The 14,954-nt window shown below is 66.6% G+C and carries 15 protein-coding genes; 5 read left to right on the top strand and 10 right to left on the bottom strand.

What is annotated here, in order from left to right; all coding sequences use genetic code 11:
* Nucleotides 1-29 precede the first annotated feature (29 nt).
* The 4 genes from pilB to lnt all read left to right on the top strand — a co-directional run bounded on the left by pilB (nt 30) and on the right by lnt (nt 5,562).
* Nucleotides 30-1,727 carry a type IV-A pilus assembly ATPase PilB gene (gene pilB / locus AC1G9C_RS03910; RefSeq protein ID WP_480409501.1) on the top strand — a complete coding sequence of 566 codons (1,698 nt, stop codon included), beginning with the start codon at nt 30-32 and terminating at the stop codon, nt 1,725-1,727.
* A 3-nt stretch (nt 1,728-1,730) separates the two neighbouring features.
* Entirely contained in the window at nt 1,731-2,951 is a 1,221-nt protein-coding gene (locus tag AC1G9C_RS03905; RefSeq protein WP_480409500.1) for a type II secretion system F family protein, read from the top strand.
* A gap of 3 nt (nt 2,952-2,954) precedes the next feature.
* Nucleotides 2,955-3,821, top strand: a complete 867-nt coding sequence (locus AC1G9C_RS03900) for a prepilin peptidase (RefSeq protein ID WP_480409499.1) — start codon at nt 2,955-2,957, stop codon at nt 3,819-3,821.
* A 217-nt stretch (nt 3,822-4,038) separates the two neighbouring features.
* Entirely contained in the window at nt 4,039-5,562 is a 1,524-nt protein-coding gene (gene lnt / locus AC1G9C_RS03895) for an apolipoprotein N-acyltransferase (RefSeq protein WP_480409498.1), read from the top strand.
* A gap of 166 nt (nt 5,563-5,728) precedes the next feature.
* Here lnt and AC1G9C_RS03890 read toward each other — a convergent pair whose 3' ends face one another.
* The 3 genes from AC1G9C_RS03890 to AC1G9C_RS03880 all read right to left on the bottom strand — a co-directional run bounded on the left by AC1G9C_RS03890 (nt 5,729) and on the right by AC1G9C_RS03880 (nt 9,133).
* Nucleotides 5,729-6,847: a GGDEF domain-containing protein gene (locus tag AC1G9C_RS03890; protein WP_457787995.1), complete on the bottom strand. Its 1,119-nt coding sequence runs from the start codon at nt 6,845-6,847 to the stop codon at nt 5,729-5,731.
* Nucleotides 6,848-7,056: 209 nt separating this feature from the next.
* Nucleotides 7,057-8,178: a GGDEF domain-containing protein gene (locus AC1G9C_RS03885; protein ID WP_457787996.1), complete on the bottom strand. Its 1,122-nt coding sequence runs from the start codon at nt 8,176-8,178 to the stop codon at nt 7,057-7,059.
* A gap of 103 nt (nt 8,179-8,281) precedes the next feature.
* The gene (locus tag AC1G9C_RS03880) at nt 8,282-9,133 is read right to left on the bottom strand and encodes a universal stress protein (RefSeq protein WP_480409497.1); all 852 of its coding nucleotides are present in this window, start codon (nt 9,131-9,133) and stop codon (nt 8,282-8,284) included.
* A gap of 261 nt (nt 9,134-9,394) precedes the next feature.
* On the opposite strand from AC1G9C_RS03880, the gene AC1G9C_RS03875 reads away from it, so the two are divergent.
* The gene (locus tag AC1G9C_RS03875) at nt 9,395-10,330 is read left to right on the top strand and encodes an SdiA-regulated domain-containing protein (RefSeq protein WP_031302759.1); all 936 of its coding nucleotides are present in this window, start codon (nt 9,395-9,397) and stop codon (nt 10,328-10,330) included.
* 124 nt (nt 10,331-10,454) lie between these two features.
* Here the strand turns inward: AC1G9C_RS03875 and AC1G9C_RS03870 are convergent, their stop codons facing one another.
* From AC1G9C_RS03870 to AC1G9C_RS03840, 7 genes are all read right to left on the bottom strand, one after another.
* A complete protein-coding gene (locus AC1G9C_RS03870) occupies nt 10,455-10,904 on the bottom strand; it encodes a DMT family transporter (RefSeq protein ID WP_480409496.1) in 450 nt (149 codons plus the stop codon).
* A gap of 79 nt (nt 10,905-10,983) precedes the next feature.
* A complete protein-coding gene (locus AC1G9C_RS03865; RefSeq protein WP_480409495.1) occupies nt 10,984-11,472 on the bottom strand; it encodes an N-acetyltransferase family protein in 489 nt (162 codons plus the stop codon).
* A gap of 92 nt (nt 11,473-11,564) precedes the next feature.
* Complete coding sequence (locus AC1G9C_RS03860) at nt 11,565-12,125, bottom strand: DUF4136 domain-containing protein (protein ID WP_480409494.1); 561 nt, start codon at nt 12,123-12,125, stop codon at nt 11,565-11,567.
* A 19-nt stretch (nt 12,126-12,144) separates the two neighbouring features.
* Complete coding sequence (locus AC1G9C_RS03855) at nt 12,145-12,744, bottom strand: DUF4136 domain-containing protein (protein WP_397495989.1); 600 nt, start codon at nt 12,742-12,744, stop codon at nt 12,145-12,147.
* Nucleotides 12,745-12,823: 79 nt separating this feature from the next.
* Complete coding sequence (locus tag AC1G9C_RS03850; RefSeq protein WP_397495988.1) at nt 12,824-13,573, bottom strand: methyltransferase domain-containing protein; 750 nt, start codon at nt 13,571-13,573, stop codon at nt 12,824-12,826.
* Nucleotides 13,570-13,875 carry a MazG-like family protein gene (locus AC1G9C_RS03845; protein ID WP_021445759.1) on the bottom strand — a complete coding sequence of 102 codons (306 nt, stop codon included), beginning with the start codon at nt 13,873-13,875 and terminating at the stop codon, nt 13,570-13,572. The genes AC1G9C_RS03850 and AC1G9C_RS03845 overlap by 4 nt, the downstream gene beginning before the upstream one ends.
* 130 nt (nt 13,876-14,005) lie before the next feature.
* Nucleotides 14,006-14,863, bottom strand: coding sequence for a MaoC family dehydratase (locus AC1G9C_RS03840; RefSeq protein ID WP_480409493.1), 858 nt, complete (start codon nt 14,861-14,863; stop codon nt 14,006-14,008).
* Nucleotides 14,864-14,954: the final 91 nt, after the last annotated feature.

Raw genomic sequence — 14,954 nt, 5'->3', positions numbered from 1 at the left:
CACTATTTCCCAGACCAAGCGCCCGAATCATGAGCGATACCGCCCAACTGACCGGCCTCGCCCGCCAACTGGTCAACGCCAGTCTTCTCGACGAACGCACCGCCAGCCAGGCCTTTGCCCAGGCGCTGCGTAATAAGATCCCCCTGGTTTCCTATCTGGTGCAGAACAAGCTGGCCTCCAGCCGCGCCGTGGCCGAAATCGCCTCCGAGCAGTTCGGCGTGCCCTACTTCGACCTCAGCGCCATCGACAAGGACAGCCAACCCCGGGAAATCATCAGCGAAAAGCTGTGCCGTCAGCACCGCGTGCTACCGCTGTACCGGCGCGGCAACAAGCTTTTTATCGCCCTGTCCGACCCCACCAACCATCAGGCCATCACCGATGTGCAGTTCAGCACCGGCATCAGCACCGAAGCCCTGCTAGTAGAGGACGACAAGCTGGGCGAGGCGCTGGACAAGTTCTTCGACACTGGTAACAGTGGCATGGAAGATCTGGCTGACGTCGACCTGGATGGTCTCGATGTCGAAGCGGTCAATGACGACAAGGACGATGCCGCCGGGGGCGATGCCGACGACGCCCCGGTGGTGCGCTTTATCAACAAGATGCTGCTGGATGCCATCAAAGGCGGCTCCTCCGACCTGCATTTCGAGCCTTACGAAAAAGCCTATCGCGTGCGTTTTCGTACCGACGGCATGCTCCATGAAGTGGCCCGTCCGCCTATTCAGCTGGCCAGCCGACTCTCGGCACGTCTCAAGGTGATGGCGCAGCTGGATATTTCCGAGCGGCGCAAGCCACAGGATGGCCGGATCAAGATGAAGATCTCGAAGAACAAGGCCATCGACTTTCGCGTCAACACCCTGCCCACCCTGTGGGGCGAGAAGATCGTGATGCGAATCCTCGACCCCACCAGCGCGCAGATGGGCATCGACGCGCTGGGCTACGAGGAGGAGCAGAAGGAGCTCTACATGACTGCGCTCAAGCAGCCGCAGGGCATGATCCTGGTCACCGGCCCCACCGGCTCGGGCAAAACGGTGTCGCTCTACACCGGCCTGAATATCCTCAACACCACGGATATCAATATCTCCACCGCGGAAGACCCGGTGGAAATCAATCTGGAAGGCATCAACCAGGTCAACGTCAATCCCAAGCACGGCATGGACTTCGCCCAGGCACTGCGCGCCTTTCTGCGTCAGGACCCGGACGTGATCATGGTCGGTGAGATTCGCGACCTGGAAACCGCTGAGATCGCCATCAAGGCCGCACAGACCGGGCATATGGTGATGTCCACCCTGCACACCAACAGCGCCGCGGAAACCCTGACCCGCCTGCGCAACATGGGGGTGCCGGCGTTCAACATCGCCACCTCGGTCAACCTGATCATCGCTCAGCGCCTGGCGCGCAAACTCTGCGGATGCAAGAAGGAAGTGCAAGTCCCGCACGACGTACTGATAAAAGAAGGCTTCCCGGAAAACAAGATCGGCAGCTTCAAGCTCTACGCGCCCAACGGCTGCGATAACTGCAAAGGCGGCTATAAAGGAAGGGTGGGGATTTATGAAGTAGTTAAAATCACGCCTTCGCTGCAACGCATTATCATGGAAGAAGGCAACTCCATCGAAATCGCCGCACAGGCCAAAGCCGATGGCTTTCACGACCTCCGTACTTCCGGGCTTTACAAGGCGATGCAAGGCATTACCAGCCTGGAAGAAGTCAACCGCGTGACCAAGGATTAATCCATGGCGGAAAAAGCTCTAAAAACCAGCGTATTCGCCTGGGAAGGTACCGACAGGAAGGGCGCCAAGATCAAGGGCGAGTTGTCTGGCCAATCCCCCGCCTTGGTCAAGGCGCAGCTGCGCAAGCAGGGCATCAACCCGCTCAAGGTACGCAAGAAAGCCATATCGCTGTTCGGCGCCGGCAAGAAGATCAAGCCGATGGATATCGCCTTGTTCACCCGGCAGATGGCCACCATGATGAAGGCCGGGGTGCCGCTGCTGCAGTCCTTCGACATCATCAGCGAAGGCTTCGACAACCCCAATATGCGCAAGCTGATCGACGACGTGAAGCAGGAAGTCGCCGCCGGTAACAGCTTCGCTTCCTCCCTGCGCAAGAAGCCGGAGTTTTTCGACGACCTGTACTGCAATCTGGTGGACTCGGGCGAACAATCCGGTGCACTGGAAACCCTGCTGGATCGTATCGCCACCTACAAGGAAAAAACCGAAGAACTCAAGGCCAAGATCAAGAAGGCCATGACCTACCCCATCGCAGTAATTGTTGTGGCGATCATCGTTACCGCAATCCTACTGATCAAGGTGGTACCGCAGTTCGAAAGCGTATTCGAAGGTTTCGGCGCTCAGTTGCCTGCCTTCACCATGGTGGTGGTAAATCTCTCCAGATGGCTGCAGGAATGGTGGTTCCTGGTGCTGTTTGCCTTGTTTATTTCGATTTACAGCTTCAGCCAGACATATAAACGCTCGGAAAAGTTTCGCGATGCTCTGGATAGGGCTCTACTGAAAGCGCCTATCGTTGGCGACATTCTGTACAAGGCTGTCGTCGCGCGCTTCGCGCGCACCCTGGCGACCACCTTTGCCGCCGGCGTGCCGCTGGTGGATGCACTGGATTCGGTAGCGGGCGCTACAGGCAACGTGGTCTTCCGCAATGCGGTGAACAGGATCAAGACTGACGTGTCCTCGGGCACCCAGCTCAATTTTTCCATGCGCAATACGGGCATCTTCCCCACCATGGCCGTGCAAATGACCGCCATCGGCGAAGAGGCCGGCTCGCTGGACGAAATGCTGGACAAGACCGCGAGCTATTACGAAGCGGAAGTGGACAATGCGGTGGACAACCTGACCACCCTGATGGAGCCGCTGATCATGTCGGTGCTCGGCGTGCTGGTAGGCGGCCTGATCATCGCTATGTACCTGCCCATCTTCCAACTGGGCTCGGTGGTTGGTTAATCAATGGTTCTCGACATTCTGGCCGACAGCTTGTCGGCCTTCGTTTTTGCCTGTGTCGTTTTTGGCCTGCTGATCGGCAGTTTCCTCAACGTGGTGATCTACCGTCTGCCGCTGATGCTCCAGCGCGACTGGCAGAGCCAGGCGCGCGAGGTGCTGGAGTTGCCGCCGGCGCCCAAGGCGCAGACTTTCAACCTGGTTCTGCCCAATTCCAGTTGCCCCAGCTGCGGCCATGAAATCCGTCCCTGGGAGAATATCCCGGTGCTCAGCTACCTGTTCCTGCGCGGCAAGTGTTCGAACTGCAAGGCGCCGATCGGCAAGCGCTACCCGCTGGTGGAGCTGGCTTGCGGGCTGCTATCCGGCTATGTCGCCTGGCATTTCGGCTTTACCTGGCAGGCCGGTGCCATGCTGGTGCTGGCCTGGGGCCTGCTGGCGATGAGCCTGATCGATGCCGACCACCAGCTGCTGCCCGATGTGCTGGTGCTGCCGCTGCTGTGGCTGGGGCTGATCGTCAACTATTTCGGTCTGTTCACCAGCCTGGAAGACGCGCTGTGGGGGGCGATTGCCGGCTACCTGAGCCTGTGGTCGGTGTACTGGCTGTTCAAGCTGATCACCGGCAAGGAAGGCATGGGCTATGGCGATTTCAAGCTGCTGGCCATGCTCGGCGCCTGGGGTGGCTGGCAGATTCTGCCGCTGACCATCCTGCTGTCGTCGCTGGTCGGCGCGGTGCTCGGGGTGATCATGCTGCGCCTGCGCGGCAGCGACGCCGGCACGCCGATCCCCTTCGGCCCCTACCTGGCCATCGCCGGCGGGATCGCCCTGCTCTGGGGCGATGCGATTACCGGCAGCTATCTGAAGTTCGCCGGGTTCTAGCCGTGGGGTGCGCCGCGCGCACCAACCAACCGGTTCCGCCAGAAGCCTAGGCTGGACATGCCGCCAGGCTCGTCCAGCGCGGAACCGGCAATGGTGGACAAGGCGTCGCTATGTCCACCCTACCCATTCATGCAGTTGCCTTCGCTTGTGGCTTGAGGCTTGCCGCTGGCGGCTCCCTACCCCTACCCTTGCGCCACCCGAATCCAAGGACTTGCCCATGTTGCAATGGATGACTCGCCCGGGCTGGCCCGGCCACCTGCTCGCACTCGGCGCCGGCGCCCTTACCCCGCTAGTCCTCGCCCCCTTCGATATCTGGCCACTGGCCCTGCTGTCGATCGCCCTGCTCTACCTGGGCCTGCGCGAGCTTCGCCCCGGCCAGGCGGCGCTGCGCGGCTGGAGCTATGGCTTCGGCCTGTTCGCCGCTGGCACCAGCTGGGTCTACGTCAGCATCCATGACTACGGTGCTGCCTCGCCGGCGCTGGCCGGTTTCCTCACCCTGGGTTTCGTCGCCGGTCTCGGCCTGTTCTTCGCCCTGGCCGCCGCGCTTTGGGCGCGCTGGCTGCGCCGCAGCGAGGCGCCGCTGGCTGACGCCCTGGCCTTCGCGGCCCTGTGGCTGGCTCAGGAAGTGTTCCGCGGCTGGTTCCTCACCGGTTTTCCCTGGCTCTACGCCGGCTACAGCCAGCTGGACGGGCCGCTGGCCGGCCTGGCACCGCTGGGCGGGGTCTGGCTGATTTCCTTCAGTCTGGCGCTGTCCGCGGCGCTGCTGGTCAACCTGCCGCGCCTGCGGGCGCGCAAGGCCTTCCTCGCCGTCGGCCTGGCGCTGCTGCTGACGCCCTGGGTCGCCGGCCCGGCGTTCAAGGATCGCCCCTGGACTCGTCCGGCCGGCGACAGCCTGACGGTCGCCGCCGTGCAGGGCAACGTCGAACAGAACCTGAAATGGGATCCGGCCCAGCTCAACGCCCAGCTGGCGCTGTACCGCGACCTCAGTTTCAGCGCCGAGCGGGTGGACCTGCTGGTCTGGCCGGAAACCGCCATCCCGGTGCTCAAGGATCTGGCGCAAGGCTATATCGGCGTGATGGATCGCTTCGCCCGCGAGCAGGGCAGCGCGCTGATCACCGGGGTGCCGGTGCGCCAGGCCAATGAACGCGGCGAGCTGCGTTACTACAACGCCATCACCAGCTTCGGCGACGGCCAGGGCACCTACCTCAAGCAGAAGCTGGTGCCCTTCGGCGAGTACGTGCCGCTGCAGGAGGTGCTGCGCGGGCTGATCGCCTTCTTCGACCTGCCGATGTCCGACTTCGCCCGCGGCCCGGCCGAGCAGCCGCCGTTGCTGGCCAAGGGTTATCGGGTGGCGCCCTATATCTGCTACGAGGTGGTCTACCCGGAATTCGCCGCGGCGTTGGCGGCCGATAGCGAGATCCTGCTGACGGTGAGCAACGACGCCTGGTTCGGCACCTCCATCGGCCCGCTGCAGCACCTGCAGATGGCGCAGATGCGTGCGCTGGAGGCCGGCCGCTGGATGATCCGCGCCACCAACAACGGCATGACGGTGGTGATCGACCCGCAGGGCCGAATCCAGTTCGAGCTGCCGCAGTTCGAACAGGGCGTGCTCTACGGCGAAGTGCTGCCGATGACGGGGCTGACGCCCTACCTGCAGTGGCGCATCTGGCCGCTGGCGATCCTCTGCGCCCTGCTGCTGGGCTGGGCGCTGCTGGCCGGGCGCATGGCCAAGACGGTCTAGCCGGCCGTCTCGGGGGATAAGGCTATGCCTGTGTTAAGCGTTGGGAGTGGGCGCAAAGGCCGTAGGGCGGGCTTTAGCCCACGCCAACCACCCTTGGTGGGCTAAAGCCCACCCTACAAGGCCAAAGCGGATCGCCGCGCGGCGCCACCTACGCCAGCAGGCCGGCTCAGGCCAGTTCGACACGGTTGCGGCCCTTGCTCTTGGCCTGGTAGAGGGCGTCGTCGACCCGCTTGTAGAAGGCCTCCGGCGAGTCGTCGCACAACGGCAGGTAGTCGCCGACGCCGATGCTGCAGGTGATCGACAGGCTCAACGCCGGCAGTTGCAGCGGCTCCTGCTCCAGTTCGCGGCGAAAGCGTTCGGCCAGGTGCAGCGCCTGTTCCAGGCTGGTGTGCGGCATCAGCACGGCGAACTCCTCGCCGCCCAGGCGCAGGAGGATGTCGCTGTCGCGGCGAAACACCTTGCGCATGCGTTCGGCGAACAGGTGCAGGCAGAGGTCGCCGGCGCTGTGGCCGTGGCGGTCGTTGACCTGCTTGAACCAGTCGATATCCAGCAGCACCAGGGCCAGCGAGCCGTGCTGGCGACGCACGGAGGCCAGCCAGTTGCTCAGCAGCACGTTGAACTGGTAGCGATTGCCCAGCCCGGTGAGGGCGTCGGTGCGGCTGCGCTGGTCGAGCTCCTCGCTGTGCTGGCGCAGGCGCATCTCGCGCTCCAGGCCGATGCGGTACTCGCGGTGCCAGCGGTAGAGAAACAGCATCATGTAGGCCAGGTAGATCAGCAGCGCCACCGACTCGGCCGGCGCGTCGCGCTCCTGCCAGAACTTCACCGCGGTGGCCGGCAAGTAGATCAGCAGCATGGCCAAGGCGCAGGGGCCGCGGCGCATCGGGTAGGTGAAGGCCATGGCGGTGGCGAACACCACCACGTTGAGCATCACCATCAGGTGCGAGACGTCTAGCGCCCGGCTCAGCTCGACCCCGGCCAGCATCAGCCCCCACAGCAGCGCCTGCAGCAGCATCAGCAGCCAGTGCTGGCGCAGCCAAAGCTGCAGGCCGATCTCGCCGCGCTGCTCGCGGGGTTCGTGGAGGATGCGCAGGGCGACGAACAGCAGCAGCAACAGGCCGCCGGCCAACCAGAGCCAGAGGTTCTGCATCGGCGAGCGGCTGGTCAGCCACAACAGGCACCAGGCCAGCAGGTAGTAGAAGCCGCCAAAACGCGAGCGCGCGTGCACGTCGTTCGCCTCGCGCCACAGCTTGAAGGCACTGCTGGACATCTTCACTTCAGGCAGCATGGTGCGCACTCCGACCACTACAGCATCAGCCTAGTCGAATGATGGCATTTTGGCTCCTCGCCAGGAGTGCAAACCGAAACTATGCAAAGCAGAGGTCATGTGTTGCGCCGCGCCTGTGTAGGGTGGACATGGCGCAGCCTTGTCCACCCTGGCCGGCGATGCGCGGACAAGCGTTCGACATGTCCGCCCTACTCGAACGCTTCAAGCGCTCAGGCGTGCACCAGCCGATCGCGCCCCTGCGCCTTGGCGCGGTAGAGGGCGCGGTCGACCCGACGGAAGAAGGCCTCGGCTTCGGCGTCCTGCTCGACGTCGAAGCTACCGACGCCGAGGCTGGCGGTCAGCGGCAGTAGCTGCTCGCCCAAGCGCAGGCCGTCGCGAGCCAACTCCTGGCGGAATTGCTCGGCCAGGGCGGCGGCGTGCGCCAGGTCGGTGTTCGGCAGCAGCACGCCGAATTCCTCGCCACCCAGGCGCAGCAGGGCGTCGCCGTCGCGACGGAACACCTCGCGCAGGCGCTCGGCGAAGGCGCTGAGGCAGGCGTCGCCACAACTATGGCCATACTCGTCGTTGATCCGCTTGAACCAGTCGATATCCAGCAGCACCAGCGACAACGGCTCGCCGCGGCGCCGGGCGTTGGCCACCAGGCTGGGGAACAGGTTGTTGAACTGGTAGCGATTGCCCAGCTGGGTCAGGCTGTCGGTGCGGCTGAGCAGGTCGAGGCGCGCCTGTTGTTCCAGCAGCTTGAGTTCCAGGGCCAGAGTGGCCTGGTACTCGCGGTGGCTGCGGCCGAGCACCAGCAGCAGGTAACTCAGGTAGCAGGCCAGAGTCACCAGCAGTGCACGCTGCTGCGGCCACTCCAACGCCAGCACCACCAGACCGGGCAGGTAGAGCAGCGCGATGGCGAGCATGGCGCGGCGCTTGCGCATGGCGAAGTTGAAGGTCATCGCCGTGCTGAAGGCGACGGTGGCCAGGGTGGCGATCAGCGCCGAGTCGGCGAACTCGGCGCGGTACAGCGCCCAGGCGTGGGCCTGGCCCCAGCACAGCGAGGTGAGCAGCAGCAGGCCCCAGTGCTGGTCGAGCCAGCGCTGCAGCTGCTGCGGGTTGTCCAGCGGGCCGGGACGGTGCAACTGGCGCGCCAGCAGCAGGACGAAGAACAGCGCACTACCGCCCAGGCCGACAGCGAGCAGGCCAGCGGGATCGGCGCTGAACAGCCAGGTCAGCAGCCAGGCCAGCAGGTAGTAGAAACCGCCCAGACGGGTCCGAATGCGGGTGTCTTGCACTTCGCGCCAGAGGGCAAAGGCGGCGGGATGGCGCGGTACTTCGGCGTCGGTCATGGCGTTTGTGATCACAGCAACTACTGGCCTGAGCATAGCGCCTTTTGCCGAGCAGCGAGATATCGAACTGCCAGTATCGTTGCGCCGCCCGTCTGCCAGCCCGCTAGCGCAACAGCAGCAGCGGGCCGGTGCTGGTCTGCAGCATATGGCTGGTGGTGCTGCCGACCAGGAACTGGCGGATGCGCGAATGGCCATAGGCGCCCATCACCAGCAGGTCGATGTCCTGCTCGGCCTGGTAGTCATGCAGGGTCGGCTCGACCTCGCCGGCGCGGATCGCCAGCTGCACCTGATGGCCGCCGGCGACCAGGCGCCGCTCGGCCTGCTGCAACTGGGCGCGAGCGGCGTCGCTGTCGGCGCCGACCATCACCACATGGATCGGCAGGCCCTGGAACAGCGGGCTGGCGGCGAGCAGGTCGACGCCCTTGTCGCAGGTGGCGCTGCCGTCGTAGGCCAGCATCAGGCTGCGCGGCGCCTGGAACTGGCCGGGGCTGACCAGAATCGGCCGATGCAGGGTGCGGATCACGCTTTCCAGCTGGCTGCCCACCAGTTGGCTGACCGCGTCGCTGGTCTCGCCCTGGCGGCCGATCACCAGCAGACGGATGTCGTTCTCCAGCTCGCGCAGACTGCCGGCCAGATCGCCATGGCGCTGGCGCAGCTGCGGGTTGGCCACGCCGTCGCGCTGGGCGCGTTCCCTGGCCGCCTCCAGGGCCAGGCGACCTTGCTCCAGCCCCAGCTTGCTGCGCCGTTCGTCGAGTTCGGCCAGTTCCTGCAGCAGCTGCTCGCGGCTGCCCAGGGCGATATTGCCGGACAGGTCGCTGCGCGGCGGGTACTGCTTGTGGTCGAGCACATGCAGCAGGGTCAGAGGCGCGCCCAGACGCAGGCTGGCCCAGGCGGCGCAGTCGCACACCGCCGGGGACGACAGGGAACCGTCGATGCAAGCCAGTACCTGGGTCATGGTGGTGGTTGCTCCTCTCGCTCAAGTCCGGCCTCAACGGCTCGCGGCATCACCTTAGCAACCCCGCCCTCGAAGTCAAAGGCGGCGCGCAGTCGCCAGGCCCGGCTAACACCCGGTTACCTTTTGCCCCAGAGCCCCGGCCGAACGCATGCCGCAGCGCCCGGTCGAACGCCAGCCTCTTGCGAGGCCGGCAGGCGCGTTCAACTGCAACACAGGGCCGCCATACTGCCGTTTTCCCACCTGTCTGCGAGCGCTTTAGCGATGCTGTCCGCTGCCAAGGGGGTGCTAGGAAGGCTACCTGTCGTCAGCCCATGGAAATGGGCACTGTTGCTATTCGTCCTGCTGATGGTCTATCAGGTGCGCGCCCTGCATCTGGACGACCGTCTGTACTTCTGGATCAAGACCAGTTGGCACGAAGAGGCCTGGGAACACCGCAGCCTGTGGCTGCCGGAATACCGCGTGAGCATCGAGGCCAAGGCGGTGGCGGGGGTGACGGACAATTTCTCCGGGCTGAGTTACGACGACGACCGCGACCAGCTCTGGGCCGTGGTCAACAACCCCGAACAGTTGCTGCGCCTGAGCCCGGACGGCGAGTTGCTCGCGCGCTACCCGCTGAGCGGTTTCGAGGACGTCGAAGGCGTCACCTACCTGGGCGACGGCCTGTTGCTGCTGGCCGAGGAACGCCAGCACGGCCTGGTGGCGGTTCAGGTGCCGGAAAAGCCGGGGCCGCTGTTTCGCGAGGACTACCGGGCGCTGACCCTGGGCATCGGCCTGGGCGGCAACCAGGGCTTCGAGGGGCTGGGCTACGACCGCGCCGGCGACCGCCTGTTCGTGGTCAAGGAACACTCGCCGCGCAAGCTCTACGAAATCCGCGGCCTGAAAAGCAGCCTGGCCGGCGACTTCAACCTGGAGATCATCGACCGCCAGGCCTGGATCGAGCGCAAGGTGTTCGCCACCGACCTGTCGTCCGTGCATTTCGACGAACGCACCGGGCACCTGGTGCTGCTCAGCGACGAATCCCAGCTGCTGATCGAGCTGGACGGCGCGGGCCAGCTGATCAGCTTCCGCTCCCTGCTGCAGGGCTTCGCCGGCCTGGGCAGCAGCGTGCCGCAGGCCGAGGGGGTGACCTTCGACAAGCGCGGCAACCTCTACCTGGCCAGCGAACCCAACCTGTTCTACCGTTTCGAGCGCGACTGACCCAGCCTTGCCGGGGGGTCGGGCGGCGCTCCGATCTAGCCCATGCCAACCCCCGTGGTGGGCTAAAGCCCACCCTACGCGTTGTCCCCACTCCCAACTCTTGCCTTTGCAAGCGCCGGCAGACTCAGCCGCGGCGAATCAGCCAGATCCCGGCGACGATCAGCAACAGGCCGGCGACCTTGCCCAGGCTGATCGGCGCCTGGCGAAAGCCGGCCCAGCCGAAGTGGTCGAGCAGCAGCGCCATGCCCAGCTGGCCGGCGATCACCAGCACCATGAACAGCAGCGCGCCGACCCGCGGTCCGGCGAAGGCGGCGGTGGCGATGAAGAAGGCGCCGAGCAGGCCGCCGCTCCAGTGCCACCAGGTCAGCACCTTGAGGGCGGCGAAGCTCGGCGCCTCGCGCTGCACCAGCACCATCAGCAGCAGCGCCAGGCCGCCCACGGCGAAGGATATGAAGGCCGCCGCCAGCACGCTGGAAACCTGCTTGGCCAGCTGGCCGTTGATCCCGGCCTGCAGCGGCAGGAAGGCGCCGGCGACCAGCGGCAGGGCGAGCATCCACCAGGGTATGGCAGGCATGGCGATCTCCAGCAGAACACGAGCGCGCGATTATGCCGCAAATCCTGTCCGCCCCGTCAGCCCACGGAGGCCGGCGGCATCACAGCGGCTTGCTGAACTGCAGCAGGGCGACCCGCTGCTGGCGGTGATCGCGACGCTCCACCAGCCCGCTGAGCGCGTAGCCCAGGCGCGGATAGAGCAGCAGCCCGGCGCTGTTGGCGTTGAAGCAGGACACGCGCATCTCGCGGGCCTTGAAGTGCTGACGGGCGAGCGCCTCCATGGCCTCGATCAGCTGCTGCGCCACGCCCTGGCCGCGCGCCCAGGGCGCCACCATGACGTTGCCCAGGGCGCAATACTCGCCGTGCTGCCACTGGTAGAAGTTGGCGAAGCCGGCGACCCGGTCGTCCAGGCAGACCACCGTGCTGTCGCGGCGCTCGGCCATGGCCGCGGCCAGTTGGCCGACGCTCAGCGGCCAGCTGGCCTTGGGGTAGCAGTAGAAGAGTTCGTCGGCGTTCTGCGGGAAGGTCACCACCGCGGCGAGGTCGGCGGCCTGCGCCGGGCGGACGGTGAAGCTGGAGGTCGTGGGCATGGCGGGACCAGTCGGGGAAGGAGATGCCGAGCCTAGTGCGTCGTCTGGCAATAATCCATCGCGCCGCGATTCTCCGCGACAGCCTGATGACCTCAGCGTGGCGGATACTGCACCAGCACCTTGGCCACGGTCTCGCGAATCGCCGCGGCGCGCTCGGCCGGGCTGGGCGCGTTGTTGCGCAGCACCTGCCGGGCGCTGCCGCGCCAGACCAGCTTGCCGTCGCGGCCGTCGATCAGGTCGATCTGCAGGGTGCCGACCTGGTAGTCCAGGGTGCGCGTCTCGGTGTAGGCCGGGCCGCCCCAGTAGCCGCCCCAGGGCCCGCCCCAGAAGCCGCCGTGGTAGGTGCTGACCTGGCTCTGCTTGTTCTCCACGATCAGCGCCGCCTGCACCCGCAAATCGGCCGGAGTGCCGCCGGCGGCCGGACGCAGGCCGCGCTGGTCGAGCTGTTCGGCGGTGGCGTCGCGGATGCGCTGCTCGGTGAGGTCGCTGTGCAGGCGCGGATCGTTGGGGCTGTAGGTCAGCGCCGGCTCCTGCCAGCTCCAGCTGCGGTAGGCGGCGAAGTCGCGACTGGTGTCGTAGTCGCGCTCGACCTGGATGCTCTGGCAGGCGGCCATCAGCGCCAGGGCCGGGAGAATCAGTAGACGCGGGAACATGGTGGTTTTTCCTCAGCCATCAATAGGGCGGGTAACCGCGCAGGGCGGCCTTGACCGCGGCGCGCAGGGCATCGGCGCGCTCGCTCTGGCTGCCGCCGCTGCGCGCCTCGCCGCTGCCGCTCCACACCGGCTGGCCGTCGCGGCCGTCGAAGAACTGCACGTACACCACCGCCACTTCCTCTTCGTAGGTGCGCACCAGCGGCACGCTGCCCCAGGCGCCGTAGCCATCCCAGTGCCGGCCATGGCCGTAGTAGGCGCCATAGTCGTCGTAATACTGGCGCAGGCGCCGCTCCAGGTTGAGCGAGGCGCTGACCTGCAGGTCGCCGGGCTGGCCGGCCGGCGCCGGACGCAGGCCGTGCTGGTCGAGGCCGCTGCCGAGGCTTTCGGCCAGCAGCTCGCTGCCGGCCCAGGCGCTGCCCGCCGGCAGCTGGCCGCCCTGCCAGCTCCAGTTGCGGTAGCGTCCGTAGTCGCGCGGCGGCGCCGGGTAGGCGCTGCGGTCGAAGACCTGGGCGGCCTCGGGCGGCGCCGGCGGCATCGGCAGGGATTGCGCCTGGTAGGGATTGGGGCTCTGGCAGGCGACCAGCAACGGCAATGACAGGATGGCGATGGCGGTGCGCATGGTGTTCTCCGTGGTCGCGCGCGGCATACCCAGTGGTTTCAGGCTACGCCCGGCCTGCCGCAGCGTCCATCGCGGCCGATCAGAGCGGCCGGCACAGCCAGTGCAGGTAGCGCCCCAGCCCGGCGAAGCTGGGGTGGCGGCGGTAGGCCAGCTCCATTTCCAGCAGGTCGAGCAGCTCGGCCTTGGCCTGGAACTCCTGCGGCATGTAGTCGTGGAACACGCGCACGCCGCTGCGGCTTTCGACCTGCCACTGCGCACCGAGTTGCGCCGCCAGCTCGCGTGGGTCGAGCGGGCGTTGCGGGGTCAGGCTCTGTCCCTCGCCGGCGAAGCGCTCCTTGCGCAGCTTGCGGAAATGGCCCTTGAGCAGGTTGCGGTAGACCAGCGCGTCCTTGTTGTAGAAGGCCAGCGACAGCCAGCCGTCCGGCGCGACCAGCTGGTGCAGCACCGGCAGGATCGCCGCCGGCTCGGCCAGCCATTCCAGCACGGCGTGGCACAGCACCAGGTCGAAGGGCTGCTCAAGCTGGCCGAGCAGCTCCTGCCAGGGCGCCTGGATAAAGGTGGCGGCCTGGCCGGCCTCGGCGAAGCGCTGGCGGGCGCCGTCGAGCATCGGTGCGGCCGGTTCGGCCAGGGTCAGCTGGTGACCGCGCTGGGCCAACCACAGGCTCATGTGGCCGAGCCCGGCGCCGACATCGAGCACCCGCAGCGGACGCTCGGGCAGCGCCTCGGCCAGGTCGGCCTGGAGCACGGCGAGGCGGATGGCGCCCTTGGCGCCGCCGTAGATCTTCTCGGCGAAACGGGTCGCCAGCTCGTCGAAGTGGCGGTCGCTCATTGGCCGAAGCGCCGTTCGCTATCGGCCAGCTTGGCCCGCACCACCTGCTCCATGTCCAGACCCAGTTCGCTGCACAGCAGCAGCAGGTAGAGCACGATGTCGCCGACTTCCTGGCCGGCATGGGCGAGCTTGTCCGCCGGCAACTGGCGCGATTCGTCCTCGGACAGCCACTGGAAGATCTCCACCAGCTCGGCCATCTCCACGCTGGCGGCCATGGCCAGGTTCTTCGGGCTATGGAAGCGCTTCCACTGGTTGCCGTCGCGGATGGCGTGCAGACGGGCGGTGAGTTCGGGCAGGTTCATGACGGGCTCCTTTCGAGCCGCATAGCTTCGGCTCGAACGGGGCGTGCTGCAAGCGGCGCTTGACCGGCGCGTAGCCCGGATGCAACCCGGCAAAGGTGCATCCCGGCCCCCGGATGGCATCCGGGCTACTTCAGGCTTGCAGCGGCTGCCAGCTGCCGGCCATATGCGGCACGTCGCCCGCGCCGAGCAGGCGGAACTGGCCGCTCGCCGCGGGTTCGCTGGCCTGCAGCGCGACATGCGCCGGCAGCAGCACCGGCTTCTGGAAACGCACCTCCACCTCGTAACCCGCCAGCGGCAGCCGCCCCTGCAGCTCGGCCAGGCAGCGCGCCTTGTTCCACAAGCCATGGGCGATGGCGCGGGGAAAGCCGAACAGCTTGGCGCTGGCCGCATACAGGTGGATCGGGTTGTAGTCGCCGGCCACCCGCGCGTAGCGCCGTCCGGTATCGGCCGGCGCCGCCCAGTCGGCCAGCGGCGTCAGTTCCAGCGGCGCCTGCTCCGCGCGCGTTGGCGGCTGGCCATCCAAGCGCAGGGCGCGGCAGAGGATGCGGCTGTCGCCCTCCCAGAGCAGGCCGAGCTGGTCTTCCAGGCGGGTGATCAGGCTGAAGCTGGCGCCCTTGTCGTGCACCTGCAGGTCGGCCAGTTGCACGCTTGCCTGAAACGGCCCCAGGCCGCCGAGCGGGCGCAGCACGCGGATGCGGTTTTCCAGGTGCACCAGGCCGAGCAGTGGGAAGGGAAAGCGGTGGTCGGTGAGCAACTTCATCTGCAGACCGAAGGCGAGGAGATGCGGGTAGATCGGCGGCAAATAGGCGCTCTCGGCGATGCCGCAGACCTGGCGATAGCGCGCCAGGTGCGCAGGGCTGACCTCTACCGGGCAGCGCAGGCCCAGCTGCGGCAGGCAGCGGCCAGTCACCCGGCGCCGCAGGGCGGCGCGCAGGAACAGGCCGGGCAAGGCCGGCGGGGCGTTGAGGTCGAGCCAGTCGACGGCCATGGGCAAACTCCTCGGCAAATGAATGCAGCAGCTTAGCCGCCCCGCTCGTCCCGACATTGGCTGCGCTGCCCGCCTCTGCGGCAAGCCAGTC

This window comes from Pseudomonas sp. ABa2 (assembly GCF_056676075.1).
The sequence above is the reverse complement of the archived record's forward strand: the minus strand, read 5'-3'. Positions and strand labels throughout refer to the sequence as shown.

Bases quoted from the DNA above. Each gene is read 5' to 3' on its own strand.
- pilB (WP_480409501.1), top strand. From the start codon at position 30: ATGAGCGATACCGCCCAACTGACCGGCCTCGCCCGCCAACTGGTCAAC.
- AC1G9C_RS03905 (WP_480409500.1), top strand. From the start codon at position 1,731: ATGGCGGAAAAAGCTCTAAAAACCAGCGTATTCGCCTGGGAAGGTACC.
- AC1G9C_RS03900 (WP_480409499.1), top strand. From the start codon at position 2,955: ATGGTTCTCGACATTCTGGCCGACAGCTTGTCGGCCTTCGTTTTTGCC.
- lnt (WP_480409498.1), top strand. From the start codon at position 4,039: ATGTTGCAATGGATGACTCGCCCGGGCTGGCCCGGCCACCTGCTCGCA.
- AC1G9C_RS03890 (WP_457787995.1), bottom strand. From the start codon at position 6,847: ATGCTGCCTGAAGTGAAGATGTCCAGCAGTGCCTTCAAGCTGTGGCGC.
- AC1G9C_RS03885 (WP_457787996.1), bottom strand. From the start codon at position 8,178: ATGACCGACGCCGAAGTACCGCGCCATCCCGCCGCCTTTGCCCTCTGG.
- AC1G9C_RS03880 (WP_480409497.1), bottom strand. From the start codon at position 9,133: ATGACCCAGGTACTGGCTTGCATCGACGGTTCCCTGTCGTCCCCGGCG.
- AC1G9C_RS03875 (WP_031302759.1), top strand. From the start codon at position 9,395: ATGCTGTCCGCTGCCAAGGGGGTGCTAGGAAGGCTACCTGTCGTCAGC.
- AC1G9C_RS03870 (WP_480409496.1), bottom strand. From the start codon at position 10,904: ATGCCTGCCATACCCTGGTGGATGCTCGCCCTGCCGCTGGTCGCCGGC.
- AC1G9C_RS03865 (WP_480409495.1), bottom strand. From the start codon at position 11,472: ATGCCCACGACCTCCAGCTTCACCGTCCGCCCGGCGCAGGCCGCCGAC.
- AC1G9C_RS03860 (WP_480409494.1), bottom strand. From the start codon at position 12,125: ATGTTCCCGCGTCTACTGATTCTCCCGGCCCTGGCGCTGATGGCCGCC.
- AC1G9C_RS03855 (WP_397495989.1), bottom strand. From the start codon at position 12,744: ATGCGCACCGCCATCGCCATCCTGTCATTGCCGTTGCTGGTCGCCTGC.
- AC1G9C_RS03850 (WP_397495988.1), bottom strand. From the start codon at position 13,573: ATGAGCGACCGCCACTTCGACGAGCTGGCGACCCGTTTCGCCGAGAAG.
- AC1G9C_RS03845 (WP_021445759.1), bottom strand. From the start codon at position 13,875: ATGAACCTGCCCGAACTCACCGCCCGTCTGCACGCCATCCGCGACGGC.
- AC1G9C_RS03840 (WP_480409493.1), bottom strand. From the start codon at position 14,863: ATGGCCGTCGACTGGCTCGACCTCAACGCCCCGCCGGCCTTGCCCGGC.